The sequence below is a fragment of the Pseudochrobactrum saccharolyticum genome (assembly GCF_008801715.1).
Lineage (GTDB): Bacteria > Pseudomonadota > Alphaproteobacteria > Rhizobiales > Rhizobiaceae > Pseudochrobactrum > Pseudochrobactrum saccharolyticum.
The window spans coordinates 154,838-174,646 of record NZ_VZPG01000004.1 but is presented as its reverse complement, the minus strand read 5'-3'; the positions used below and the strand labels follow the sequence as shown (position 1 = coordinate 174,646).

Below are 19,809 nucleotides of genomic sequence, written 5' to 3'. Positions count from 1 at the left end.
TTTTCTTCGCGCAACCTCATTATGCCTCCGCATTATGCAAGCAGAAACCAGCTTTTTCTGGCTGTCTTGATAAGCCCAAAGTACTGACCGCGTACTGGCCGCCGCTTTTCCCGCGAAAATATCCGTCACAGCAATTGACCGCAGGGCAAGATTTCTTTACATTATTAATCTTAGCAGAAGATTTTTTTCATTCTCGCGACGGAGCTCATTGTATCCGGCGCGTTTTTGCACATCTGGTGTTTATCATACCGGGTTGCATCTGCACATATAACACATAGTTGCCGTTCAGATGGCCGACCACAAAGCCGGTTACGGACGCGACATACTTAGAGCGCCGGGCGCCCTGTTGGGCGCACAAAACTCGCTCTAACACTTAAAAATTGGAGCATAATTTATCCTTAAACTGATGCAAGTTTAAGGTGTTATGCTCTAACAGCACAGCGCGCAATTTTGATCAGGAGTGCCTCAATGACCGAAACCACACACAAAACCGCACCCTGGACGACTTCCAAGCCAACAGCTGTTCTTGTTTTGGCGGACGGCACAGTGATCGAAGGCAAAGGTGTCGGCGCAGTCGGCGCGATTGAAGCGGAAGTCTGCTTCAACACCTCCCTCACCGGTTATCAGGAAGTTCTGACCGATCCGTCCTATGCAGGCCAGATCGTGACTTTCACATTCCCACATATCGGCAATGTCGGCACCAATGAAGAAGACAGCGAGCGCCTTAATCCGGCCAGCCGCTCCGGCGCAGTCGGCACAATCATTAAGGCTGATATTACTGCCCCTTCAAACTACCGCGCCACTCAGGATTTCGACAAATGGCTGAAGCAGCACGGCATTATCGGCCTCAGCAATGTTGATACACGCGCACTGACCGCCCTGATCCGTGAAAAAGGCGCAGCCAATGCCGTGATCGCTCACGATCCGAGCGGCAATTTCGACATTCCGGCTCTGAAAAAACGCGCGGCAGCATGGGCTGGTCTCGTAGACCTCGACCTCGCTAAAGATGTTACTTCCGGCCAGTCTTCCGTATGGACAGAAAAGTCATGGGTCTGGAATGAAGGCTATGGCAGCCAGACAGAAGAACAGTTCCATGTCGTTGCAGTTGACTATGGTATCAAACGTAACATTCTTCGTCTGTTTGCAGATCTCGGCGGCAAGGTAACGGTTGTTCCGGCTACAGCAAGCGCTGAAGATATTCTGGCGCACAATCCGGACGGCGTATTCCTGTCCAACGGCCCTGGCGATCCGGCGGCTACCGGTGAATATGCAGTGCCAACCATTAAAAAACTGATTGAAACCGACATTCCGCTGTTTGGTATCTGCCTCGGCCACCAGATGCTGGCACTGGCAACAGGTGGCAAGACAGTGAAGATGCATCAGGGTCATCACGGCGGCAACCATCCGGTGAAAGATCACACAACCGGTAAAGTTGAAATCGTATCGATGAACCACGGCTTTGCAGTGGATGCGGACAGCCTGCCTTCAGGCGTGGAAGAAACTCACATCTCGCTGTTTGACGGTACAAATTGCGGATTGCGGATTATCGGCAAGCCGGTCTTCTCAGTACAGCACCATCCGGAAGCTTCTCCGGGTCCTGAAGACTCGTTCTACCTGTTCCGCCGCTTTATCAACCTGATCCGCGCACGCAAGGGTCAGGAACCTCTGCCGGAACGCGAAGCGGCCTGAGCTTAAAAGGACGCGATGCGGCCTGAGATAAATATTCATAGACAAAATAAAAGGCCGGTGATTTTCACCGGCCTTTTTCTATACTCGTAGTTTGATTTTTCTATCAAGCGCGAGGTCATATTCGGGATGATGACGTGGCGAAAATAGTGTCTTACGAGAACCGGAACGGAGCGTACTATAGTACGTGAGTACCGGAAGCACAGGAAGGCGCTATTTGCAGACCGTCAGCACCCGAATATATTAAATGGGGTTGTTGAAAGTATCACAGGCATCAACCCGTCCCGTATCGAAGCCGCGCTTGAACCATTTGGCACGCTGTTCAGAGGTACCGTGATTGAAGCTTTCCGGCACGACATAGCCCTGCGAACGCTTCTGCAAAGTATCGTCACCGATCTGATGGGCAGCGTTCAGAGCTTCTTCGAGATCACCCTGCTCCAGCAGGCCTTTCTGCTCGGTGAATTTACCCCAGACACCGGCAAAGCAATCGGCCTGCAATTCCACGCGCACGGACATGGCATTGGACTGCGCTTCACTCATGCTTTGACGCATCTGGTTAAATTTCGGCAGAATACCGAGAAGGTTCTGCACATGATGACCAACTTCATGCGACAGCACATAGGCATGGGCAAAATCACCGGAAGCGCCGAAACGCTTGTCCAGTTCACGGTAGAAACTCAGATCGATATAAACTTTCTGGTCGCCCGGGCAGTAGAAAGGTCCCGAGGCAGCAGAAGCAAAACCGCAGGCGGATCTTACCTGACCGTCAAACAACACCAGAACCGGCTTTTTATAGGTCTGACCGGCAGACTGGAAAATACCGCTCCAGACTTCTTCTGTTTCTTTCAAGACAACACGACTGAAACTGGCCGCTTCATCATCGGCGCGCGGCGTGGAAGCACCAATATTGGAAGAGCCGCCGGATGTCTGTGTGCTCTGGATGGAACCGTCACCGAACAGGATAGGCAGCGGATTAATACCGGCCATCCACAAAACAAGTGCCATAACACCCAGAATAAGAATGCCGGAAAGCCCGCCGCCGCGCACAACACGGAAACCCGGCCCGCCGAGTCCGCCACCACCTCTCAGACCACCTCCGCCATTCCCACGGCGATCCTCAACATTGTCACTCTCTTCGCGACCTTGCCAGCGCATCAGCGCTCTCCTTATTTTACATAATTCTTTGGCAGCTATAATAAAACGGAAATGCTCTGCCCGCTACTCTGCCCGCGGTCTATTTAGCAAAGATAAAACACAGGACATTTCAAAACAGGCTGACAACCGGTCAAATTTCAATAAGAATTGTTATAAACGCATATTTTCTCCCAAATAACGTATTTAAGGGGTTACTTTCCGCAAATTGATTACCTATAAGACACGCTTAGCCCAGACGCATCATATAGCCTCTGAACCCGACGGTCATACCGTTCGGGCTTTTGTCGCAGAGCCGAATAAGCGCTAAACACAGGATGAGACCATGCCAAAACGCACAGACATCAAATCGATTCTGATTATCGGAGCGGGACCAATTGTTATCGGTCAGGCATGTGAATTTGACTATTCAGGCACACAGGCCTGTAAAGCCCTGAAAGAAGAAGGGTACCGGATCATTCTGGTGAATTCCAATCCGGCCACGATCATGACAGATCCTGATCTGGCGGATGCTACATATATTGAGCCGATCACACCGGAAGTTGTTGCCAAGATCATCGCCAAAGAGCGCCCTGATGCGCTGCTGCCAACCATGGGCGGCCAGACTGCACTGAACACCGCGCTGTCGCTGAAGCGCATGGGTGTTCTCGACCGCTACAATGTGGAAATGATCGGCGCTGATGCCAAAGCCATTGATAAAGCCGAAGACCGCGCATTGTTCCGCGAAGCCATGGCTAAAATCGGCCTTGAGACACCAAAGTCCATGCTGGCCAATGCCACGGACGTTAAAGACGAAGACCGCAAAGCCCATAAGATCAAACGTGAAGAGCTGAAAGCCAAGCTCTCCGGCGACGATCTCGACAAAGCACTCGACAAGCTGGAAACCGAATGGCAGCTCGGCGAAACTGACCGCAAGCAGCGCTACATGACCCATGCTATGGGTCTGGCAGCACAGGCGCTCGATCATGTTGGTCTGCCTGCCATTATCCGCCCGAGCTTTACACTCGGCGGCACCGGCGGCGGCATTGCCTATAATCGCTCGGAATTTTTTGAAATCGTAGAAGGCGGTCTCGATGCATCGCCAACCACCGAAGTACTGATTGAAGAATCCGTGCTCGGCTGGAAAGAATATGAAATGGAAGTTGTGCGCGACAAAGCGGACAACTGCATCATCATCTGCTCGATCGAAAATATCGACCCGATGGGCGTTCACACCGGTGACAGTATCACTGTTGCCCCTGCCCTGACGCTGACTGATAAAGAATATCAGATCATGCGCGATGCTTCGATCGCAGTGCTGCGTGAAATCGGCGTTGAAACCGGCGGCTCGAACGTACAGTTCGCGGTTAATCCTGAAAACGGCCGCCTGATCGTTATTGAAATGAACCCGCGCGTGTCCCGCTCGTCAGCACTGGCCTCCAAGGCAACCGGCTTCCCGATTGCTAAAGTCGCCGCCAAACTGGCTGTCGGCTACACCATGGACGAGCTGGAAAACGATATTACCGGCGGTGCAACACCGGCTTCGTTTGAACCAAGCATTGACTATGTTGTTACCAAAATCCCGCGTTTCGCTTTTGAGAAATTCCCGGGCGCCAACAATGTCCTGACCACCGCGATGAAATCGGTCGGTGAAGTGATGGCTATCGGCCGTACCTTCCAGGAATCCTTACAGAAAGCTCTGCGCGGTTTGGAAACAGGCCTGACCGGTCTGGATGAAATCGCAATCCCGAATATTGAAGACGGCGATGAAAAAGGCGCAATCCGCGCAGCTATCGGCACACCGACACCGGATCGTCTGCGTATGGTTGCACAGGCCATGCGTCTCGGCATGCCGCTTGATGAAATTCATGCAGCCTGCAAGATCGATCCTTGGTTCCTTGAGCAGATGGCCGAGATCGTTGCGACTGAAGATCGTGTCCGTGAACATGGTCTGCCGCAGGATGCGGAAAATATGCGCTATCTGAAAGCCATGGGCTTCTCAGACAGCCGCCTTGCAAGCCTGATACGCAAAGATGCCAAGGATGTTGCCAAACATCGTGCAGAACTGAGCGTGCATCCGATTTTCAAGCGCATTGATACCTGCGCTGCGGAATTCTCTTCACCAACGGCTTATATGTATTCGACCTATGAAACGCCGTTTGCAGGTGTTGAAGCCTGTGAAGCGGATGTATCCGAGCGCAAAAAAGTTGTGATCCTCGGCGGTGGTCCTAACCGTATCGGTCAGGGTATCGAGTTCGATTATTGCTGCTGCCATGCGGCTTTCGCGCTGAGCGATGCCGGTTATGAAGCGATCATGATCAACTGTAATCCGGAAACGGTTTCCACGGACTATGACACGTCAGACCGTCTGTATTTCGAACCGCTGACCGATGAAGATGTGATCGAAATTCTGCGCAAAGAGCAGGAAAAAGGCACTCTGCACGGCGTGATCGTACAGTTCGGTGGTCAGACCCCGCTGAAACTCGCCAATGCACTGGAAAAAGCCAATATTCCAATCCTCGGCACCTCACCGGATGCGATCGATCTGGCGGAAGACCGTGACCGCTTCCAGAAGCTGCTGATCAAGCTCGGCCTCAACCAGCCGAAAAACGGCATTGCCTATTCCGTTGAACAGGCTCGCCTGATCGCTGCTGATCTCGGCTTCCCGCTGGTGGTTCGCCCGTCTTATGTTCTGGGTGGCCGCGCCATGCAGATCATTCATGATGAGCGTATGCTGCAGAAATATCTGCTGGAAACTGTGCCTGAACTGGTGACCGAAGATATTAAAGCCAAATATCCGAATGATAAAACCGGCCAGATCAACACACTGCTGGGCAAAAACCCGCTGCTGTTTGATACCTATCTGACCGATGCTATCGAAGTGGATGTGGACTGTCTCTGCGACGGCAAAGACGCTTATGTTGCCGGTATCATGGAACATATTGAAGAAGCCGGTATTCACTCCGGTGACTCAGCCTGCTCCCTGCCGGTTCACACTCTGAGCGATGAAATCGTTGCTGAACTCGAACGCCAGACCATTGCCATGGCCAAGGCGCTCAATGTCGGCGGTCTGATGAACGTGCAATATGCGATCAAAGACAATGTGGTCTATGTGCTTGAGGTCAATCCGCGTGCATCGCGTACCGTGCCTTTCGTGGCTAAAACCAACGGCACACCGATTGCCAAGGTTGCAGCACGCATTATGGCCGGTGAAAGCCTCGAACAGGCACTGGCTGCCTATGGCGGCAAGCCTGATGTGAAAGCACAGCGCCACATCGCGGTGAAGGAAGCCGTGTTCCCGTTCGCCCGCTTCCCGGGTGTAGACACCCTGCTCGGACCTGAAATGCGTTCGACCGGTGAAGTCATGGGTCTCGACTATGACTATGCACTGGCCTTTGCAAAATCACAGCTCGGCGCAGGCGTTGATCTGCCACGCGACGGTACAGTATTTGTCTCCGTCCGCGATGAAGACAAAGCACGCATCGTAGCGCCTGTTAAGCGTCTGGCAGACCTCGGCTTTAAAGTTCTGGCAACCGGTGGCACACAGCGCTATCTGGCTGAACAGGGCATCGAAGCCACCAAGGTCAACAAGGTTCTGGAAGGCCGTCCGCATATTGAAGACGCCATCCGCAACCGTCAGGTGCATATTGTCTTCAACACCACAGACAGCGTCAGCGCGGTTTCCGACAGCAAGTCGATCCGCCGTGCGACCCTGATGCACAAACTGCCATATTACACCACACTGGCTGGTGCAGAGGCGGTTTCTGAAGCGATTGCCGCGCTCAAGGCCGGATCACTGGAAGTTCGTCCATTGCAGGATTACTTCAAGAAAGCCTGATAAGCACATAAACGATCAAGCAAAAGGCAGCCTTATAAGGCTGCCTTTTGTGTTTTCAGCACTGTAATTCCTGCTCCGGATACATCGCTCCCCTGCATTGAACTCTACAGAGATACTTTTCGGAGAGCGGCAATTTGCAGAAATATTCTCGCGCGTTGTAAAGGTTTGCCGGAGATTTATTCTCCGTCCATGTGCGATTTCCTGAGAAGCCGCCTTGTATTGGTCAAAAATGTCGCATATGTTGAGTTCATCGAATTTTCGGTCGAGTGATTTTGCGGCCCGCACGGCAACGCCTTGCTTCTCATGATCTTCCATCAACAACTTCGATCCACCGGGAACGTCGCAAGGCGAACCTGAATTTACTATGAACTTGAAGGAATTTCCCATGGCTACGGGAACAGTTAAGTGGTTCAACACGACCAAGGGTTTCGGTTTTATTCAGCCTGATCAGGGCGGCACAGACGTGTTCGTTCATATCTCCGCTGTACAGCGCGCTGGCTTGGCTCAGCTCGATGAAGGCCAGAAAGTCACCTATGAAATCGTGCAGGACCGCCGCTCTGGTCGTTCATCTGCCGACAACCTCGTTGCAATGTAATTTGCGATAAGGTTAAGAGCTGCATTTCATGCGGCTCAGGGTTGAGATACAGGGCGTTGAGGTCACACTGACTGACAATCTGGGATCGAATAAAAGGCGGGTTTTCCCGCCTTTTCTTTTTTCTGCACATCCCAAATATAAAACGCCGCAATTACGCTGAGACGCAAAAGCTTTCCTTGCACTTTGCCTGTGATTGCGACATAAAGCTGTAGCCTCTGACTGAACAGTCCGGCTCTATATCAGCGTTGCTCCCCACCGGCATAAACAGCCTCAAAACTGTAAACTCCCCGGATATCATATGCGACCAGATCAATCTGCGCTCGCGAAGGGCTCAACAACGTCGCTATAGCGGCTGCTCAGGCACCGGCAGCAACGCTTAAACACACGCGGTTGAGGAGATTGCGCTGTGTTTTAGGTTTTCTTTTATCCTCCGGCTCATCAGCCGGATCGCCAGTTCCATTCAGGAGTAATGATCATGGCATTCCTCGCCGACGCACTGTCCCGCGTAAAACCATCTGCCACAATCGCTGTCAGCCAGAAAGCACGTGAGCTGAAAGCTAAGGGCAAAGATGTTATCAGCCTTGGTGCAGGTGAGCCGGATTTTGATACCCCTGATAACATTAAGCAGGCAGCCATCGACGCAATCACCCGCGGCGAAACCAAATACACCCCTGTTTCCGGTATTCCTGAACTGCGCAAGGCAATTGCTGCGAAGTTCAAGCGTGAAAACGGTCTGGATTACACCTGGGAACAGACCATTGTCGGTACTGGCGGCAAGCAGATCCTCTTCAACGCATTGATGGCAACCCTCAATCCGGGTGATGAAGTTATCATCCCTGCGCCTTACTGGGTAAGCTATCCGGAAATCGTTGCCCTGTGCGGCGCAACACCGGTGACTGTTGAAACCACAATGGATAACCAGTTCAAGCTGCAGGCTGCCGATCTGGAAGCTGCGATCACGCCAAAAACCAAATGGCTGATCCTCAACATGCCTTCCAACCCGACAGGTGCTGCTTATTCTGAAAGCGAAATCAAAGCGCTGACCGATGTGCTGCTGCGTCATCCGCAGGTCTGGATCCTGACCGACGATATGTATGAGCATCTCGTTTACGGCGAATTCAAATTCATGACCCCTGCGCAGGTTGAGCCAAAGCTCTATGACCGCACACTGACCATGAACGGCGTTTCCAAAGCCTATGCCATGACTGGCTGGCGCATTGGTTATGCAGCGGGCCCGCTGCAGCTGATTAAAGCTATGGATATGGTTCAGGGTCAGCAGACCTCTGGTGCCTCCTCCATCGCACAATGGGCAGCGGTTGAAGCTCTCAACGGCCCGCAGGATTTCATTGAAAAGAACAAAGCAATCTTTCAGGGTCGCCGCGATCTCGTTGTTTCCATGCTCAATCAGGCCAGCGGCATCACCTGCCCGACACCGGAAGGCGCATTCTACGTCTATCCGTCCTGTGCAGGTCTGATCGGCAAAACCGCACCTTCGGGCAAGGTTATCGAAACCGACGAAGATTTCGTTTCCGAATTGCTGGAAGCTGAAGGCGTAGCCGTTGTTCACGGTTCAGCCTTTGGTCTCGGACCAAACTTCCGCATCTCCTATGCGACTTCCGAAGAGTTGCTGGAAGAAGCCTGCATCCGCATTCAGCGTTTCTGCGCTTCCCTGCGCTAATACGAAACGCATAAAGTATCTGAAGCCCCGAACATATTGTTCGGGGCTTTTTTATTGCGCACAAAACTCTGCCTGCATAAGCAGGGTCACATAGAATACGGAAAAAGGGATGGCTTTTGTCGCCCTGAAATTTGGACAAAAAAAAGCCGGACATAAGCCCGGCTTGGAATTTTGAAGGCGTCATATGGACAAGCCTTCAGAGGGGAACACTTAGGATGCGCAATGGGAGGAGGAGACGCATCACTAAGATGAGTTGTATATGCTCCTTTAAGCCTGACTTCACAACGCCCGATATTGCAAAGCAGCCATGCATTTTCAGATAGCTCAGCATCTTGAAACCGGTTTTTCTGCACAGATGGGCATTAAACAACAAAAAAGCCGGTAAAACCGGCTCTTTTTAGCGTCAATTGGTCTGTTTCAGAAGGACCAGTTTCTCGCTTTGGAGAAAATGAAATCGCGGAAAACATGCAGCTTGGCCGCATTTTTCAACGCTTCCGGATAACAGAAGAATGTATCGAAGGAAGGAATCTCTCCCAAAGCCGGCAACAAACGCACCAGCCCTGATGTTTTATCGACCATGTAATCCGGCAGAACCCCGATCCCGACACCGCTGAGAACCGCGCGGCGGATGGAAAGCAGATTATTGACCTGCAAGGTCGGAATGCGCGCACCGCCATCAGTGCGGCCTGCTGTTTCCAGCCAGTTCAGCCCCATCAGATAGGACGGCGCAGATTCACCAAAGGTTACAATGCGATGCTCATCCAGCTCTTCAATAGCATTGAGCTTGCCATATTTGGCAATATAGCCTTCAGATGCATAAACATGCATATGCACGGTAAACATGCGGCGCTGGATGAGATCCGGCTGCTGCGGCTGGCGCAAACGCAAAGCACAATCCGCATGACGCATAGTCAGATCAAGCTCTTCATCATCGAGAATGAGCTGCACCTGCACATCCGGATAGAGATCGGCAAATTCTTCCATCCGCTCGATCAGCCAGCCGGAACCAAGCCCGACCGTTGTCGTCACACGCAGGCGACCGGAAGGCTTTTCACGGTTTTCATTGAGTTTGGAGCGGACATTTTCCAGCTTCATCAGCACATCATGTGCTGTGCGATACAAAACTTCGCCCTGTTCAGTCAGAATAAGGCCACGCGCATGACGATAGAACAGCGCCACACCGACATCCTGCTCAAGCGCGCTGACCTGACGCGAGATCGCAGATTGCGACAAATGCAATGTCTGCGCCGCGTGGGTAAACGAGCCGGCCTCAGCAGCGGCATGAAAAATGCGTAGCTTATCCCAGTCAAGTGGTGCCACCACACTATCCCCTTTTCATGCAATGCCCGCCTTTATAGCAACGGACATTGCTTTTCATCCTCCGGCACAATGCGGTTCATCCGCTATGCACTTCCCATTTCAACTTCTCGCCGATGTCCGACAGTAAATCAGAATCAGCTTATAACTGCCACAAGACAAAGAACTAAATTTTGTGGCAACTTTAAAGAGCCAGAGCATTTTCAACAAAAACGAAAACCGGTTTTGCAAAGAAAATGTAGCCGAAACAAAGAAACAGAGCGGTTTTACGATTCAGGGTCATTCAAAACCGCTCTGCAGTGCAGAATTATCAGGTGCCGGTTGTTTAAACCACGAGCTTTACCACTCAGGCTTCCGGTTGTGCTGCCAGCCAGCGTTCAGCTTCAAGCGCAGCCATACAGCCCATACCTGCCGCAGTTACAGCCTGACGGAAAATATCATCCGTCACGTCACCGGCAGCAAATACACCTTCAATGCTTGTCGCGGTTGAATCCGGTGCAGTCCACAAATAACCGCTATCCTTCATCTTCAGCTGATCTTTGAACAATGACACCGCCGGTGCGTGACCGATTGCGACAAACACACCATCAGTTTTCACCTCGGTAATCGCACCGCTCACCGTATCTTTGAGCCTTGCGCCGGTTACAACCGGCCCCATCGGCGGATTGGCAGGATTACCGGTGATTTCCTCAACCGCATGATTCCAGATGATTTTTACATTTTCGCGCTTCAGCAGACGTTCCTGAAGAATTTTCTCGGCACGGAAACTGTCACGGCGATGCACAACAGTGACGGATTGAGCGATATGCGAAAGATACAGCGCTTCTTCGACAGCAGTATTACCGCCGCCGACAACAATCACATCCTTGCCGCGATAGAAGAAACCATCACAGGTTGCACAGGCAGACACACCGCCACCCATGAAATGCTGCTCGCTTTCAAGACCAAGCCATTTGGCCTGCGCACCGGTTGCGATAATCACAACATCACTTGTAAACACCGCACCGCTGTCGGTTTTCGCCGTGAACGGACGCTTCGACAGATCAACTTCCGATACCAGATCATAGACAATTTCAGCGCCGACATTTTCAGCCTGCTTGGCCATTTGCTCCATCATCCACGGCCCCTGCACGGTTTCTGCATAGCCCGGATAATTTTCAACATCGGTGGTAATCATCAGCTGACCGCCCTGCTCCAGACCGGTGATGATAACCGGTTTCAGCATGGCACGAGCCGCATAAATAGCTGCCGTATAACCGGCAGGTCCTGAACCGATAATAAGGACAGGAACATGGCGCTGTGTCATAGACTTTTCTCTTTCCGCGTAACTTCATTGCCGCGCATTACAGAATGAAATCCGTATTGCACCCAGATAGTGTGAAACTAGGTTTCGCAGTCTCCGATTACAAGCTGAAGCGGGGCTTAATCACAGGCAAGTTTATCCATCGGTCAGAAAAACGCGCTTGTGTTTCTGAGAAGTCACAAATCGGCTTTTGTGTCTGCCCCCCCATAGGAAATGCATAAAAATTTTGCTAGATTCCTATAGTTTTCCTATAGAGTTACCAAACCCGTGCTGCTTTACGCATAAACAGGCAGTCCTGCTGACGGGAAGAGTTATTACAGCCGAGAGGGCAGGATCATATTTCGCTTCGTTAGTAATATTTGCGCGCGTTTAGGCATGATGATGGCCGTCGCTATGCTGTTTCCTGCAATGTTTGACCTGCGCGACGGCACACCGGACTGGCTGATTTTCATCCGTTCTTCCCTGTTTACCGCCGTTGTATCGTCACTGGTCTTTCTCTCCACGCAAAACAGTCATATCCGCTTTTCGCCGCGTCTCGGCTTTCTGCTCACTGTCTCGCTCTGGGTAACGGCAGCCCTGCTCGGCTCAATTCCGTTTTACTTCTCCCATTTGCCGATCAGCTTTGCGACAGCCCTGTTTGAATCCACATCTGGCATTACCGCCACCGGCTCTACAGCACTGACCGGTCTCGACCAGATGCCGCGCGGCATTCTGATCTGGCGCTCATTGCTGTGCTGGATCGGCGGTATCGGGTTTATCGGTTTGGCGCTGTTGCTGCTGCCGTCTCTGCGCATCGGCGGCGTCCAGCTTTTCCATATGGAATCTTCGGACAAGTCCGAGAAAATCCTGCCACGGGTCAATCAGCTGGCGATCGGCATCATTGTCGCTTATTGCGGCCTGACTATCCTATGTATTGTTGCATATTTTGCCGCCGGAATGGGCATGTTTGATGCCATCAATCACGGGCTGACCACGATCTCCACGGCCGGTTATTCGACTCATGACAGTTCTTTCGGCTTTTTTGACGGTAATAAAGCCATCCTGATTGTGGCTATGGTCTTTATGACGCTCGGCTCCCTGCCGTTCATTCTTTTCATCAAAGCTGTCATTCCGCAGCAAATGCCCAATCTGCTTGATCCGCAGGTTAAACTATTCCTGTCGTTGATCCTTATTTTCACATTCGGGCTGGCAGTGATGCTGCGCATCAGCTCCGATATGCCTTTCGGCACTGCTTTGCTGACCGCAGGCTTCCATTTCATTTCCGTTATCACCACCACCGGTTTTGCAATGGAAGATTACACACTTTGGGGCCCTGCGGCTGTCGGTGTATTCTTTCTTGCCTCCTTTATCGGCGGCTGTGCCGGCTCCACTTCCGGCGGCATGAAAATCAACCGCATCATCATTTTGTGGCGCACCACACAAGCCAGCCTCACCCGTCTGGTCATGCCTCACGCCGTCGTCAAAGCCCGCTACGGCTCATCGGAAATCACACCGGATATTGCCCAGAGCGCCCTGCTCTATCTGTTTCTGTATTTTGCCTCGCTGGTGCTGGGCACGATGGCATTGTCCATCTTCGGGCTGGATTTTGTCTCCGCCTTTACCGGCGCGCTTACCGCCCTCTCCAATGTCGGCCCCGGCCTTGGCGAAACCATCGGCCCTGCAGGCAACTTCTCCACCATCAATGACAATGCGCTCTGGGTGCTGAGCTATCTGATGCTCGCCGGACGTCTGGAGCTGATTACTGTGGTCATTCTGTTCACCCGTGCCTTTTGGGTACGCTGAACAGTGACAATCACGAAAAACTGATCCGGTTCCGGAAAAGAAAATGATGCAGAATGGTTGATAATTTCAATTAACCATTCTCATTGTTTCATTCATGATATAATGCAATGACTCTAAAGCAATTCTTGGAAAGCCCGTCACAGGCACTGAGCCTTGCATTGTTGTTATATAATTGCTTTATGCACTTCTGAGACTTCCATTCTGCCTCCGGCAGTTCACAGCCCTTTTATTGCCACCCTCTTACGGAGTTCCTATGCCGATTAAGGTTGATCTTGATGATATTGACTGGAAAATTCTGCGGGAACTGCAAAATGACGGGCGGATGACAAATGTCGAGCTGGCGGAACGCGTCGGCATCTCGGCACCGCCATGTCTGCGCCGTGTGCGCAAGCTTGAAGAAAGCGGCATCATTCAGGGCTATCAGGCGATCATTAAAGGTGAAGCTGTCGGTCAGGATCTGGTGGCTTTCTGCTCAGTCGGCCTGAAACACCAGTCCGATGGCGAATTGAAAGCCTTTGCCGAGAAAACCAAATCCTGGTCGCTGGTGCGCCGCGCATGGATGGTGTCCGGTGAATCCGATTTTCTGCTGCATTGCGTTGCACCAAATCTCAACGCGTTCCAGACTTTTGTGATTGAAGAACTGACCGCGACGCCGAATGTGGATTCCGTGCGCACAGCACTGACCATCAAGCCGGTCAAAGACGAAGTTCTGATCGCAATTTAAAAGCGACACATCTCAGAAAATGAAAAAGCCGGTGAAAACCGGCTTTATTTATGTCTGCTCGAAAATCCGTTGGTAGAAATCACCGATTGTTTTCGCTTCGCGTTCCAGCGGGAAAAACTCGCGCACACGCTGCAAGCCTTTTTCCGCATGTTGTGCGGCAAGTGCGGGATCACGCAGATAATTTTCAATCGCAGGCGCCATAGTCGCACCGGACGGCACAACATAACCGGTTTCACCTTCAATCACGATTTCCGGATAGGCACCGGCATCGCTGGTCACGACTGCGGTTTGTGAAGCCATGGCTTCAAGCGGCGTCAGGCCAAAACCTTCTGTACGGGACGGCGCAACATAGACATCCAGACGGCGATACCATGCACTGATACTGTCGCCCGCAGGATCGGCACTGACAAACGGCACCTCACCCAGAAAAATAATCCGGTCAGCCAGCCCCGCTTTTCTGACCTTTTCCTGCAGTTCTTTTTCAAAGCCAACATGCTCAGCTGTAGCACGCCCTGCCACCACGGCCGTCCAGTCAGGATAGCGCGGCAACAGCTCAATCATCGCATCGACAAAAAGGTCTGTGCCTTTCTGATGCCGCACACGGCCAAAACAGCCAATAGCATATTTTCCGGGCAGACCGGTTGCCGCGAAACGATCCTGCGCGCTTTGCGGCGGGCGGAACTGTTCCAGATCAATACCATGCATGCTGACAGTATTAGGTACTTCCAGATAGCTCGCCGTGCGGCCACTGGTTGCCAGAACACCGTCCATACGACGGATCAGCCATTTGGTGAATTTCTTATGATGGCGCTGTGAAGCCGAGGTAAAAATCACCTTCAGCTTCATCCGCAGCACATCGCGCATCACAATACCGGCCAGCATTTCAACATTGCGGCGGGCATGCCAGATGCGGAATTTTTTGCCGGACGCAGGCCTGCGCCATAATCCGGCAAGGTCACGCAAATTCACATGCGGAAGATCATCCGGCAATCCCCGCCCGACAGCTGCAATCCTGATCCCCATTTTGCGTTGCACCGGCACCAGCTGGACAATCGTCGAGGTGACGCCGGAGAGACGCTTTTTAAAATTCGGAGCCAGAATATCAGTGTCAGAAAGGGATACGCGCACTGGTTAAATAAATCTCATACCAAGGATTTCATAGGAACGGGCGCCGCCCGGTGCATTGAATTCCACAGTATCGCCTGCGCTTTTACCGATCAAGGCACGCGCAATCGGTGACGAGATAGAAATGCGGCCTTTTTTAACATCCGCTTCCTGATCACCGACAATCTGATAAATGCGCTCTTCTTCGGTGTCTTCATCAATGAGCGTAACAGTCGCGCCGAATTTGATGGTCGTGCCTGTCAGCTTTGAAATATCGATCACTTCAGCACGGGCGATAAAGTCTTCAACTTCACCGATACGGCCTTCATTGAGGCTCTGTGCTTCTTTGGCTGCATGATATTCGGCATTTTCAGAAAGATCGCCGTGCGCGCGCGCTTCCGAAATCGCCTCGATAATGCGCGGACGCTCTTCCTGCTGACGCCAGCGCAGTTCCTCTTTCAGCTGATCGAAGCCAGCCTGTGTCATAGGGAACTTTTCCATGCCCTGTCCTTTCTCATGCCTGATGCGCGGTCTTCAATCGCGCTAAAGCACTCCGCAGTCATAAAACCACGAAAATGCAGAAACAAAAAATGAGACTATCTTCCGGCTAGCAGAGCACCATGCGCCCTGCTGGCCGCACAAAGGTTGCTCTAACATTTATATTTACAGCGTAATTTTACCTTAAGCTGTTTCAGGCTTAAGGAATTATTCTGCAGCAGCCGGAGAACACCCCCGAGACTCAAAAATAAAACGGTCACCGAAGCGGTGCTTCGGAACCGTTCATCATTCATCATCTGTTTCAGTTATCGTGCCAGCTTTGCAAACAAAAAGAAAGAGCAAAAAGCATCGCCAAAAAACTTGTGAAAAACTCGGGGCCTGCCCGCCCCGCGCCAAGCTTTTCTGAAACATTTTTTTAAAAAAACAGATCTTTTTTACTGAAAACCTGTGACAGCTTTTACATGAACACAACAGCATGAAAACGCTGAAACAATATATAAGACTTCAGTATAAAGTATTATAAGTCCGAAAATTTCAAAAAAACTACAGCTGACAGCGTGAGAATCATTTCGGATATACGTTGTAACATCATATATTATGCTGAAATCCGGCTTGCTTTCCTGCAATAATACAGCATAGTGACCGCGGTTCAGCACATAGTCTCAGCCTGCTCAGATCCGGTTTGCCCTCAGCTCTGTCGCGTATCATACAGAGAAAAGCAGTTCCGGCCTGCCGGACAGTTCCGTCTTCCGCAAGACAAACATGATCTGAACTGTAACGATCCACGTTTATTGCATTCCGCAGGCATATCATGACCCAGTCACGCGCTAATTTATTGCTTCTTTTTGCCGGCCTGATCTGGGGTCTTGGCTTTGTTGCCCAGTCAACCGCCATGGAAAATATCGGCCCGCTGACCTTTATCGGCCTGCGCTTTATCGTGGCCACTGCAACAGTTGCGCCTTTTGCCTTTATGGAAGCCGGACGCGCATCCAAACCGCTTTCCTTTTCCGATCATAAAGCCTTCATGATTCTCGGCAGCATGTTGTTTTCCGGTATGGTTCTGCAGCAAACCGGCCTGCTCACCACTTCCGTCACCAATGCAGGTTTTCTCACTGGTCTTTATGTTGTGCTGGTGCCGATTTTAGGCGTGATTTTATTTTCCCAATGGCCGCATCCGGTCGTCTGGATCTGCGCCGTGCTCAGCCTTACAGGCATATTCATGCTGTCCGGCGGTTCGCTTGACGGTTTCAGTCAGGGCGACTGGCTGATGATTGCCGGTGCATTTTTCTGGGCTTTGCAGGGACTGTTCATTGCCCGCTATGCATTGCGCATCGGCAGACCGGTCACCATGGCCTGCGTTCAGTTCGCGGTCGTTGCATTTGCCGGCATTGTTTGCGCTGCGATTTTTGAACAGATCGAATGGCAGACCATTCAGGCCGCAGCGCCGGAAATTCTGTTCACCGGCATGTTCTCATCCGGCGTGGCGTTTACATTGCAAGCCATCGGCACCCGTTACACCAGCGCACCGCAGGCAGCTATTTTCCTGTCTTCCGAAGCTTTATTCGCAGCCCTGTTCGGCGCAATTCTGCTTGGCGAACGTCTGCCATTCATCGGCCTTGCCGGTTGTGCGCTGATTTTCCTGTCCATGCTGATGGTCGAAATTGTACCCCGTCTGCGCTTCAAAAAACCGGCAACCGGCAAGACAAGTCTTTCAGAGATTCCGGCAGAAAACCTGTAAGGCAAGCCGTTACAGCTATGGTTTAAAAGACACGACAGCGCGTTAAACCGCCGGATTTATCTGTGCGGTTTAGTTTTACAGATTGCCAGACTTGCTAATTACTGCTTTTAAAAACACTGAACATCCGGTTACGTACACGGAAGATGTTCCGCTTGGTTGAACAGTAACAGGCTTGGCAAGGATAGAGCAGCGAATGACTCGTATTTTGTTTCTGGCATTCGTTTCCATCATTATCAGCGGCTGCACCGGCTCCCGCGCGGTACTCTGGCACGGCCCCAATTCCAATCCGGCTTCTGTAGCTGCGGCCAATGCTGCCATCATCAAACCGGCTCAGCCAGCTTCCGTCGTCCCTGTTTATGTAGCCACAAGCCGTCAGCGCAGCGATGATTTTTCAATGCCTTACAATGCGAAACGTTCAGACAAGCTGAATTTTTCACGCGTTGATATCGGCATCCCGAAATCCCATGTGAAAGGCGTTGTGGAAAAGACCGGCTATAAGCCGGATCCGGCCAAGCATTTCGCAGCAGTCAGCTTCCAGCCTTTTGATAACAGCCAGATTTTCGTCAATCAGCTGAATCAGGCTCTGGATCAGCACTCGGCAAAAGATCAGGAACTGCTGATCTTTGTGCATGGCTATAACAATAATTTTGCGGACAGCACGTTCCGCGCTGCCCAGTTTACCCATGATTACGGGTTAAAATCCGTGACCGTGCATTATGCATGGCCGTCTGCGGCCTCGCTCGGCCTTTATGTTTATGACCGCGACAGCGCCAATTTTGCGCGCGACGGTCTGGCAGAATTGCTGAAACTGGCATCAAAGACCAAAGCCAAACGGATTTTGCTGGTTGGGCACTCCATGGGCAGTTTCGTCACCATGGAAGCCCTGCGCACATTGGCACTCAATGAAGAACGGACTGCACTGAACCGTCTGACCAATGTTCTGCTGGCCGCCCCTGATATTGATCTGGATGTGTTTGAAAAGCAGGTCAAAGATGTGAAGCCTCTGCCTCCTATGGCCGTTCTGGTTTCGCGCAATGACAGCGCGCTGAATATTTCAGGCCGCATTACCGGCGGACACTCCCGCGTCGGCGACGGCTCCAGCATTGAAACACTGCAGAAATATGGCATTGCCGTGCTGGATGCCAGCACGGTTGACGGCGGAGATCACAGTGTCTTTGCCTCTTCGCCAACGCTGATGGCACTGGTTAGTGACGGCAGCCTTTCCTTCAATACTTTGAAAGGCGAAGGTCAGACATCCGGTCAGGCCATATTGGCCGATGGTACAAATGTGATTACCGGTGCCGCTTCTATGGTTATCTATCTGCCGGGACGTATTTTAACTGCGGCTGCCACAGGTTTTCAGCAATAGTGTCAAGCTCTCACACCATCCCCGACCTGTTTTGACTTCGGGGGTGGTGTAAAATCTGTTTTCTGCAGTAACCACATTTTGCAATATTGATTTTATCCCTATCAATAAAAGCCTATATTGAGCCGGTAAGCATTCAGGCTGCATTCACATAATTCCGTATAGATTCTGACAAACGAAAAAGCTCCGCTATCCGTCCGTCCATATTCCGAATGGATGTATGACGGAACCGGAACAGGTGCTTATTCGTTTATAATTCATGGCGCCCTTTGATGCTCTGTGCTCAGAAAGCCTCTGACATGAAAAGCGCGCAGATTGTTCTGCTGCAAAAACAGACAATTCATCACGGGGAGACCGAAAAATGAAACTTGGTATCAAATCGGCAATTATTGCCCTTGCTTTATTCTCCGCCACAGCCGCACAGGCTGCGAATGCGATTGTAACAACCAATCTTAATCTGCGTACCGGCCCCGGCACGAATTATCGTACGCTCGGCTCTATTCCGAACGGTGCACGCGTTGATGTGAACGGCTGCACCAGCGGCTATGGCTGGTGTCGGGTCAATTACGCAGGGCGCTCGGGCTGGGCATCTTCACGTTATCTCGCAGTGCGCGAAGGATCATCCGGTAACTACAGTAATAATAATTTCGGCAACACAGCTGCCGCCATCGGCATTCCGCTGATTGCCGGTGTGGTTATCGGCTCGGCCATCAACAATGACAGGTATGACCGCTGGGATCGTCCATATTATCGCCCGCACCGCCCATATTACAGACCGCATTACCGGCCGAATTATCGTCCGGGCTGGGATGGATACCGTCCCGGTCGCCCGGGCTGGGAAAACGGCAACCGTCCTGGACGCCCGCACTGGAACCGTCCGCGTCGCGGCGGTGACGGTCCGCACGGCCAGTAATCACTGAGCCTCTAAAAACGCCGCAGAGATTTTCTGCGGCGTTTTTTTATTTCTGATAATTATCAGCCAGAATGAAAACGTACCCTTTTCGTTCTATACTTATATGCCTATATTCGCTAATGTCTGACGACCCGCT

Annotated in this window: 14 protein-coding genes; 9 read left to right on the top strand and 5 right to left on the bottom strand. The window is 51.7% G+C overall.

Annotated features, from left to right (window positions below; genetic code table 11):
• The first annotated feature begins 468 nt into the window (after positions 1–468).
• Entirely contained in the window at positions 469–1,689 is a 1,221-nt protein-coding gene (gene carA, locus F7P81_RS13085; RefSeq protein ID WP_151159820.1) for a glutamine-hydrolyzing carbamoyl-phosphate synthase small subunit, read from the top strand.
• A gap of 240 nt (positions 1,690–1,929) precedes the next feature.
• Here the strand turns inward: carA and ypfJ are convergent, their stop codons facing one another.
• Positions 1,930–2,841, bottom strand: coding sequence for a KPN_02809 family neutral zinc metallopeptidase (gene ypfJ, locus F7P81_RS13080; RefSeq protein ID WP_116087806.1), 912 nt, complete (start codon positions 2,839–2,841; stop codon positions 1,930–1,932).
• A gap of 322 nt (positions 2,842–3,163) precedes the next feature.
• On the opposite strand from ypfJ, the gene carB reads away from it, so the two are divergent.
• From carB to F7P81_RS13065, 3 genes are all read left to right on the top strand, one after another.
• The gene (gene carB, locus F7P81_RS13075; RefSeq protein ID WP_151159818.1) at positions 3,164–6,655 is read left to right on the top strand and encodes a carbamoyl-phosphate synthase large subunit; all 3,492 of its coding nucleotides are present in this window, start codon (positions 3,164–3,166) and stop codon (positions 6,653–6,655) included.
• A gap of 385 nt (positions 6,656–7,040) precedes the next feature.
• Positions 7,041–7,250 (top strand): cold-shock protein, encoded by a 210-nt coding sequence (locus F7P81_RS13070; RefSeq protein ID WP_022711712.1) that lies wholly within the window; start codon positions 7,041–7,043, stop codon positions 7,248–7,250.
• Between the two features lie 475 nt (positions 7,251–7,725).
• Entirely contained in the window at positions 7,726–8,928 is a 1,203-nt protein-coding gene (locus tag F7P81_RS13065; protein WP_116087809.1) for a pyridoxal phosphate-dependent aminotransferase, read from the top strand.
• Between the two features lie 417 nt (positions 8,929–9,345).
• On the opposite strand, the gene F7P81_RS13060 is transcribed toward F7P81_RS13065, so the two are convergent.
• Both F7P81_RS13060 and trxB read right to left on the bottom strand, forming a co-directional pair.
• Positions 9,346–10,251 (bottom strand): LysR family transcriptional regulator, encoded by a 906-nt coding sequence (locus F7P81_RS13060; RefSeq protein WP_022711710.1) that lies wholly within the window; start codon positions 10,249–10,251, stop codon positions 9,346–9,348.
• 340 nt (positions 10,252–10,591) lie between these two features.
• Positions 10,592–11,551, bottom strand: a complete 960-nt coding sequence (trxB, locus tag F7P81_RS13055; protein ID WP_022711708.1) for a thioredoxin-disulfide reductase — start codon at positions 11,549–11,551, stop codon at positions 10,592–10,594.
• 378 nt (positions 11,552–11,929) lie between these two features.
• Here trxB and F7P81_RS13050 point away from each other — a divergent pair, with 378 nt between their 5' ends.
• Together F7P81_RS13050 and F7P81_RS13045 are read left to right on the top strand one after the other, a co-directional pair.
• Entirely contained in the window at positions 11,930–13,330 is a 1,401-nt protein-coding gene (locus tag F7P81_RS13050) for a TrkH family potassium uptake protein (RefSeq protein ID WP_075656384.1), read from the top strand.
• 253 nt (positions 13,331–13,583) lie between these two features.
• Entirely contained in the window at positions 13,584–14,054 is a 471-nt protein-coding gene (locus F7P81_RS13045) for an Lrp/AsnC family transcriptional regulator (RefSeq protein WP_022711706.1), read from the top strand.
• A gap of 48 nt (positions 14,055–14,102) precedes the next feature.
• Here the strand turns inward: F7P81_RS13045 and F7P81_RS13040 are convergent, their stop codons facing one another.
• Together F7P81_RS13040 and greA are read right to left on the bottom strand one after the other, a co-directional pair.
• Entirely contained in the window at positions 14,103–15,182 is a 1,080-nt protein-coding gene (locus F7P81_RS13040) for a glycosyltransferase family 4 protein (protein WP_151159817.1), read from the bottom strand.
• Positions 15,183–15,185: 3 nt separating this feature from the next.
• Positions 15,186–15,659, bottom strand: coding sequence for a transcription elongation factor GreA (gene greA, locus F7P81_RS13035; RefSeq protein ID WP_022711704.1), 474 nt, complete (start codon positions 15,657–15,659; stop codon positions 15,186–15,188).
• Between the two features lie 808 nt (positions 15,660–16,467).
• Here greA and F7P81_RS13030 point away from each other — a divergent pair.
• From F7P81_RS13030 to F7P81_RS13020, 3 genes are all read left to right on the top strand, one after another.
• On the top strand, positions 16,468–17,394 hold the full coding sequence (locus F7P81_RS13030; RefSeq protein ID WP_151159816.1) for a DMT family transporter: 927 nt from the start codon (positions 16,468–16,470) through the stop codon (positions 17,392–17,394).
• A gap of 193 nt (positions 17,395–17,587) precedes the next feature.
• Positions 17,588–18,763, top strand: a complete 1,176-nt coding sequence (locus F7P81_RS13025) for an alpha/beta hydrolase (protein ID WP_022711702.1) — start codon at positions 17,588–17,590, stop codon at positions 18,761–18,763.
• Between the two features lie 358 nt (positions 18,764–19,121).
• Positions 19,122–19,673, top strand: a complete 552-nt coding sequence (locus F7P81_RS13020) for an SH3 domain-containing protein (protein ID WP_151159814.1) — start codon at positions 19,122–19,124, stop codon at positions 19,671–19,673.
• Positions 19,674–19,809 lie beyond the last annotated feature (136 nt).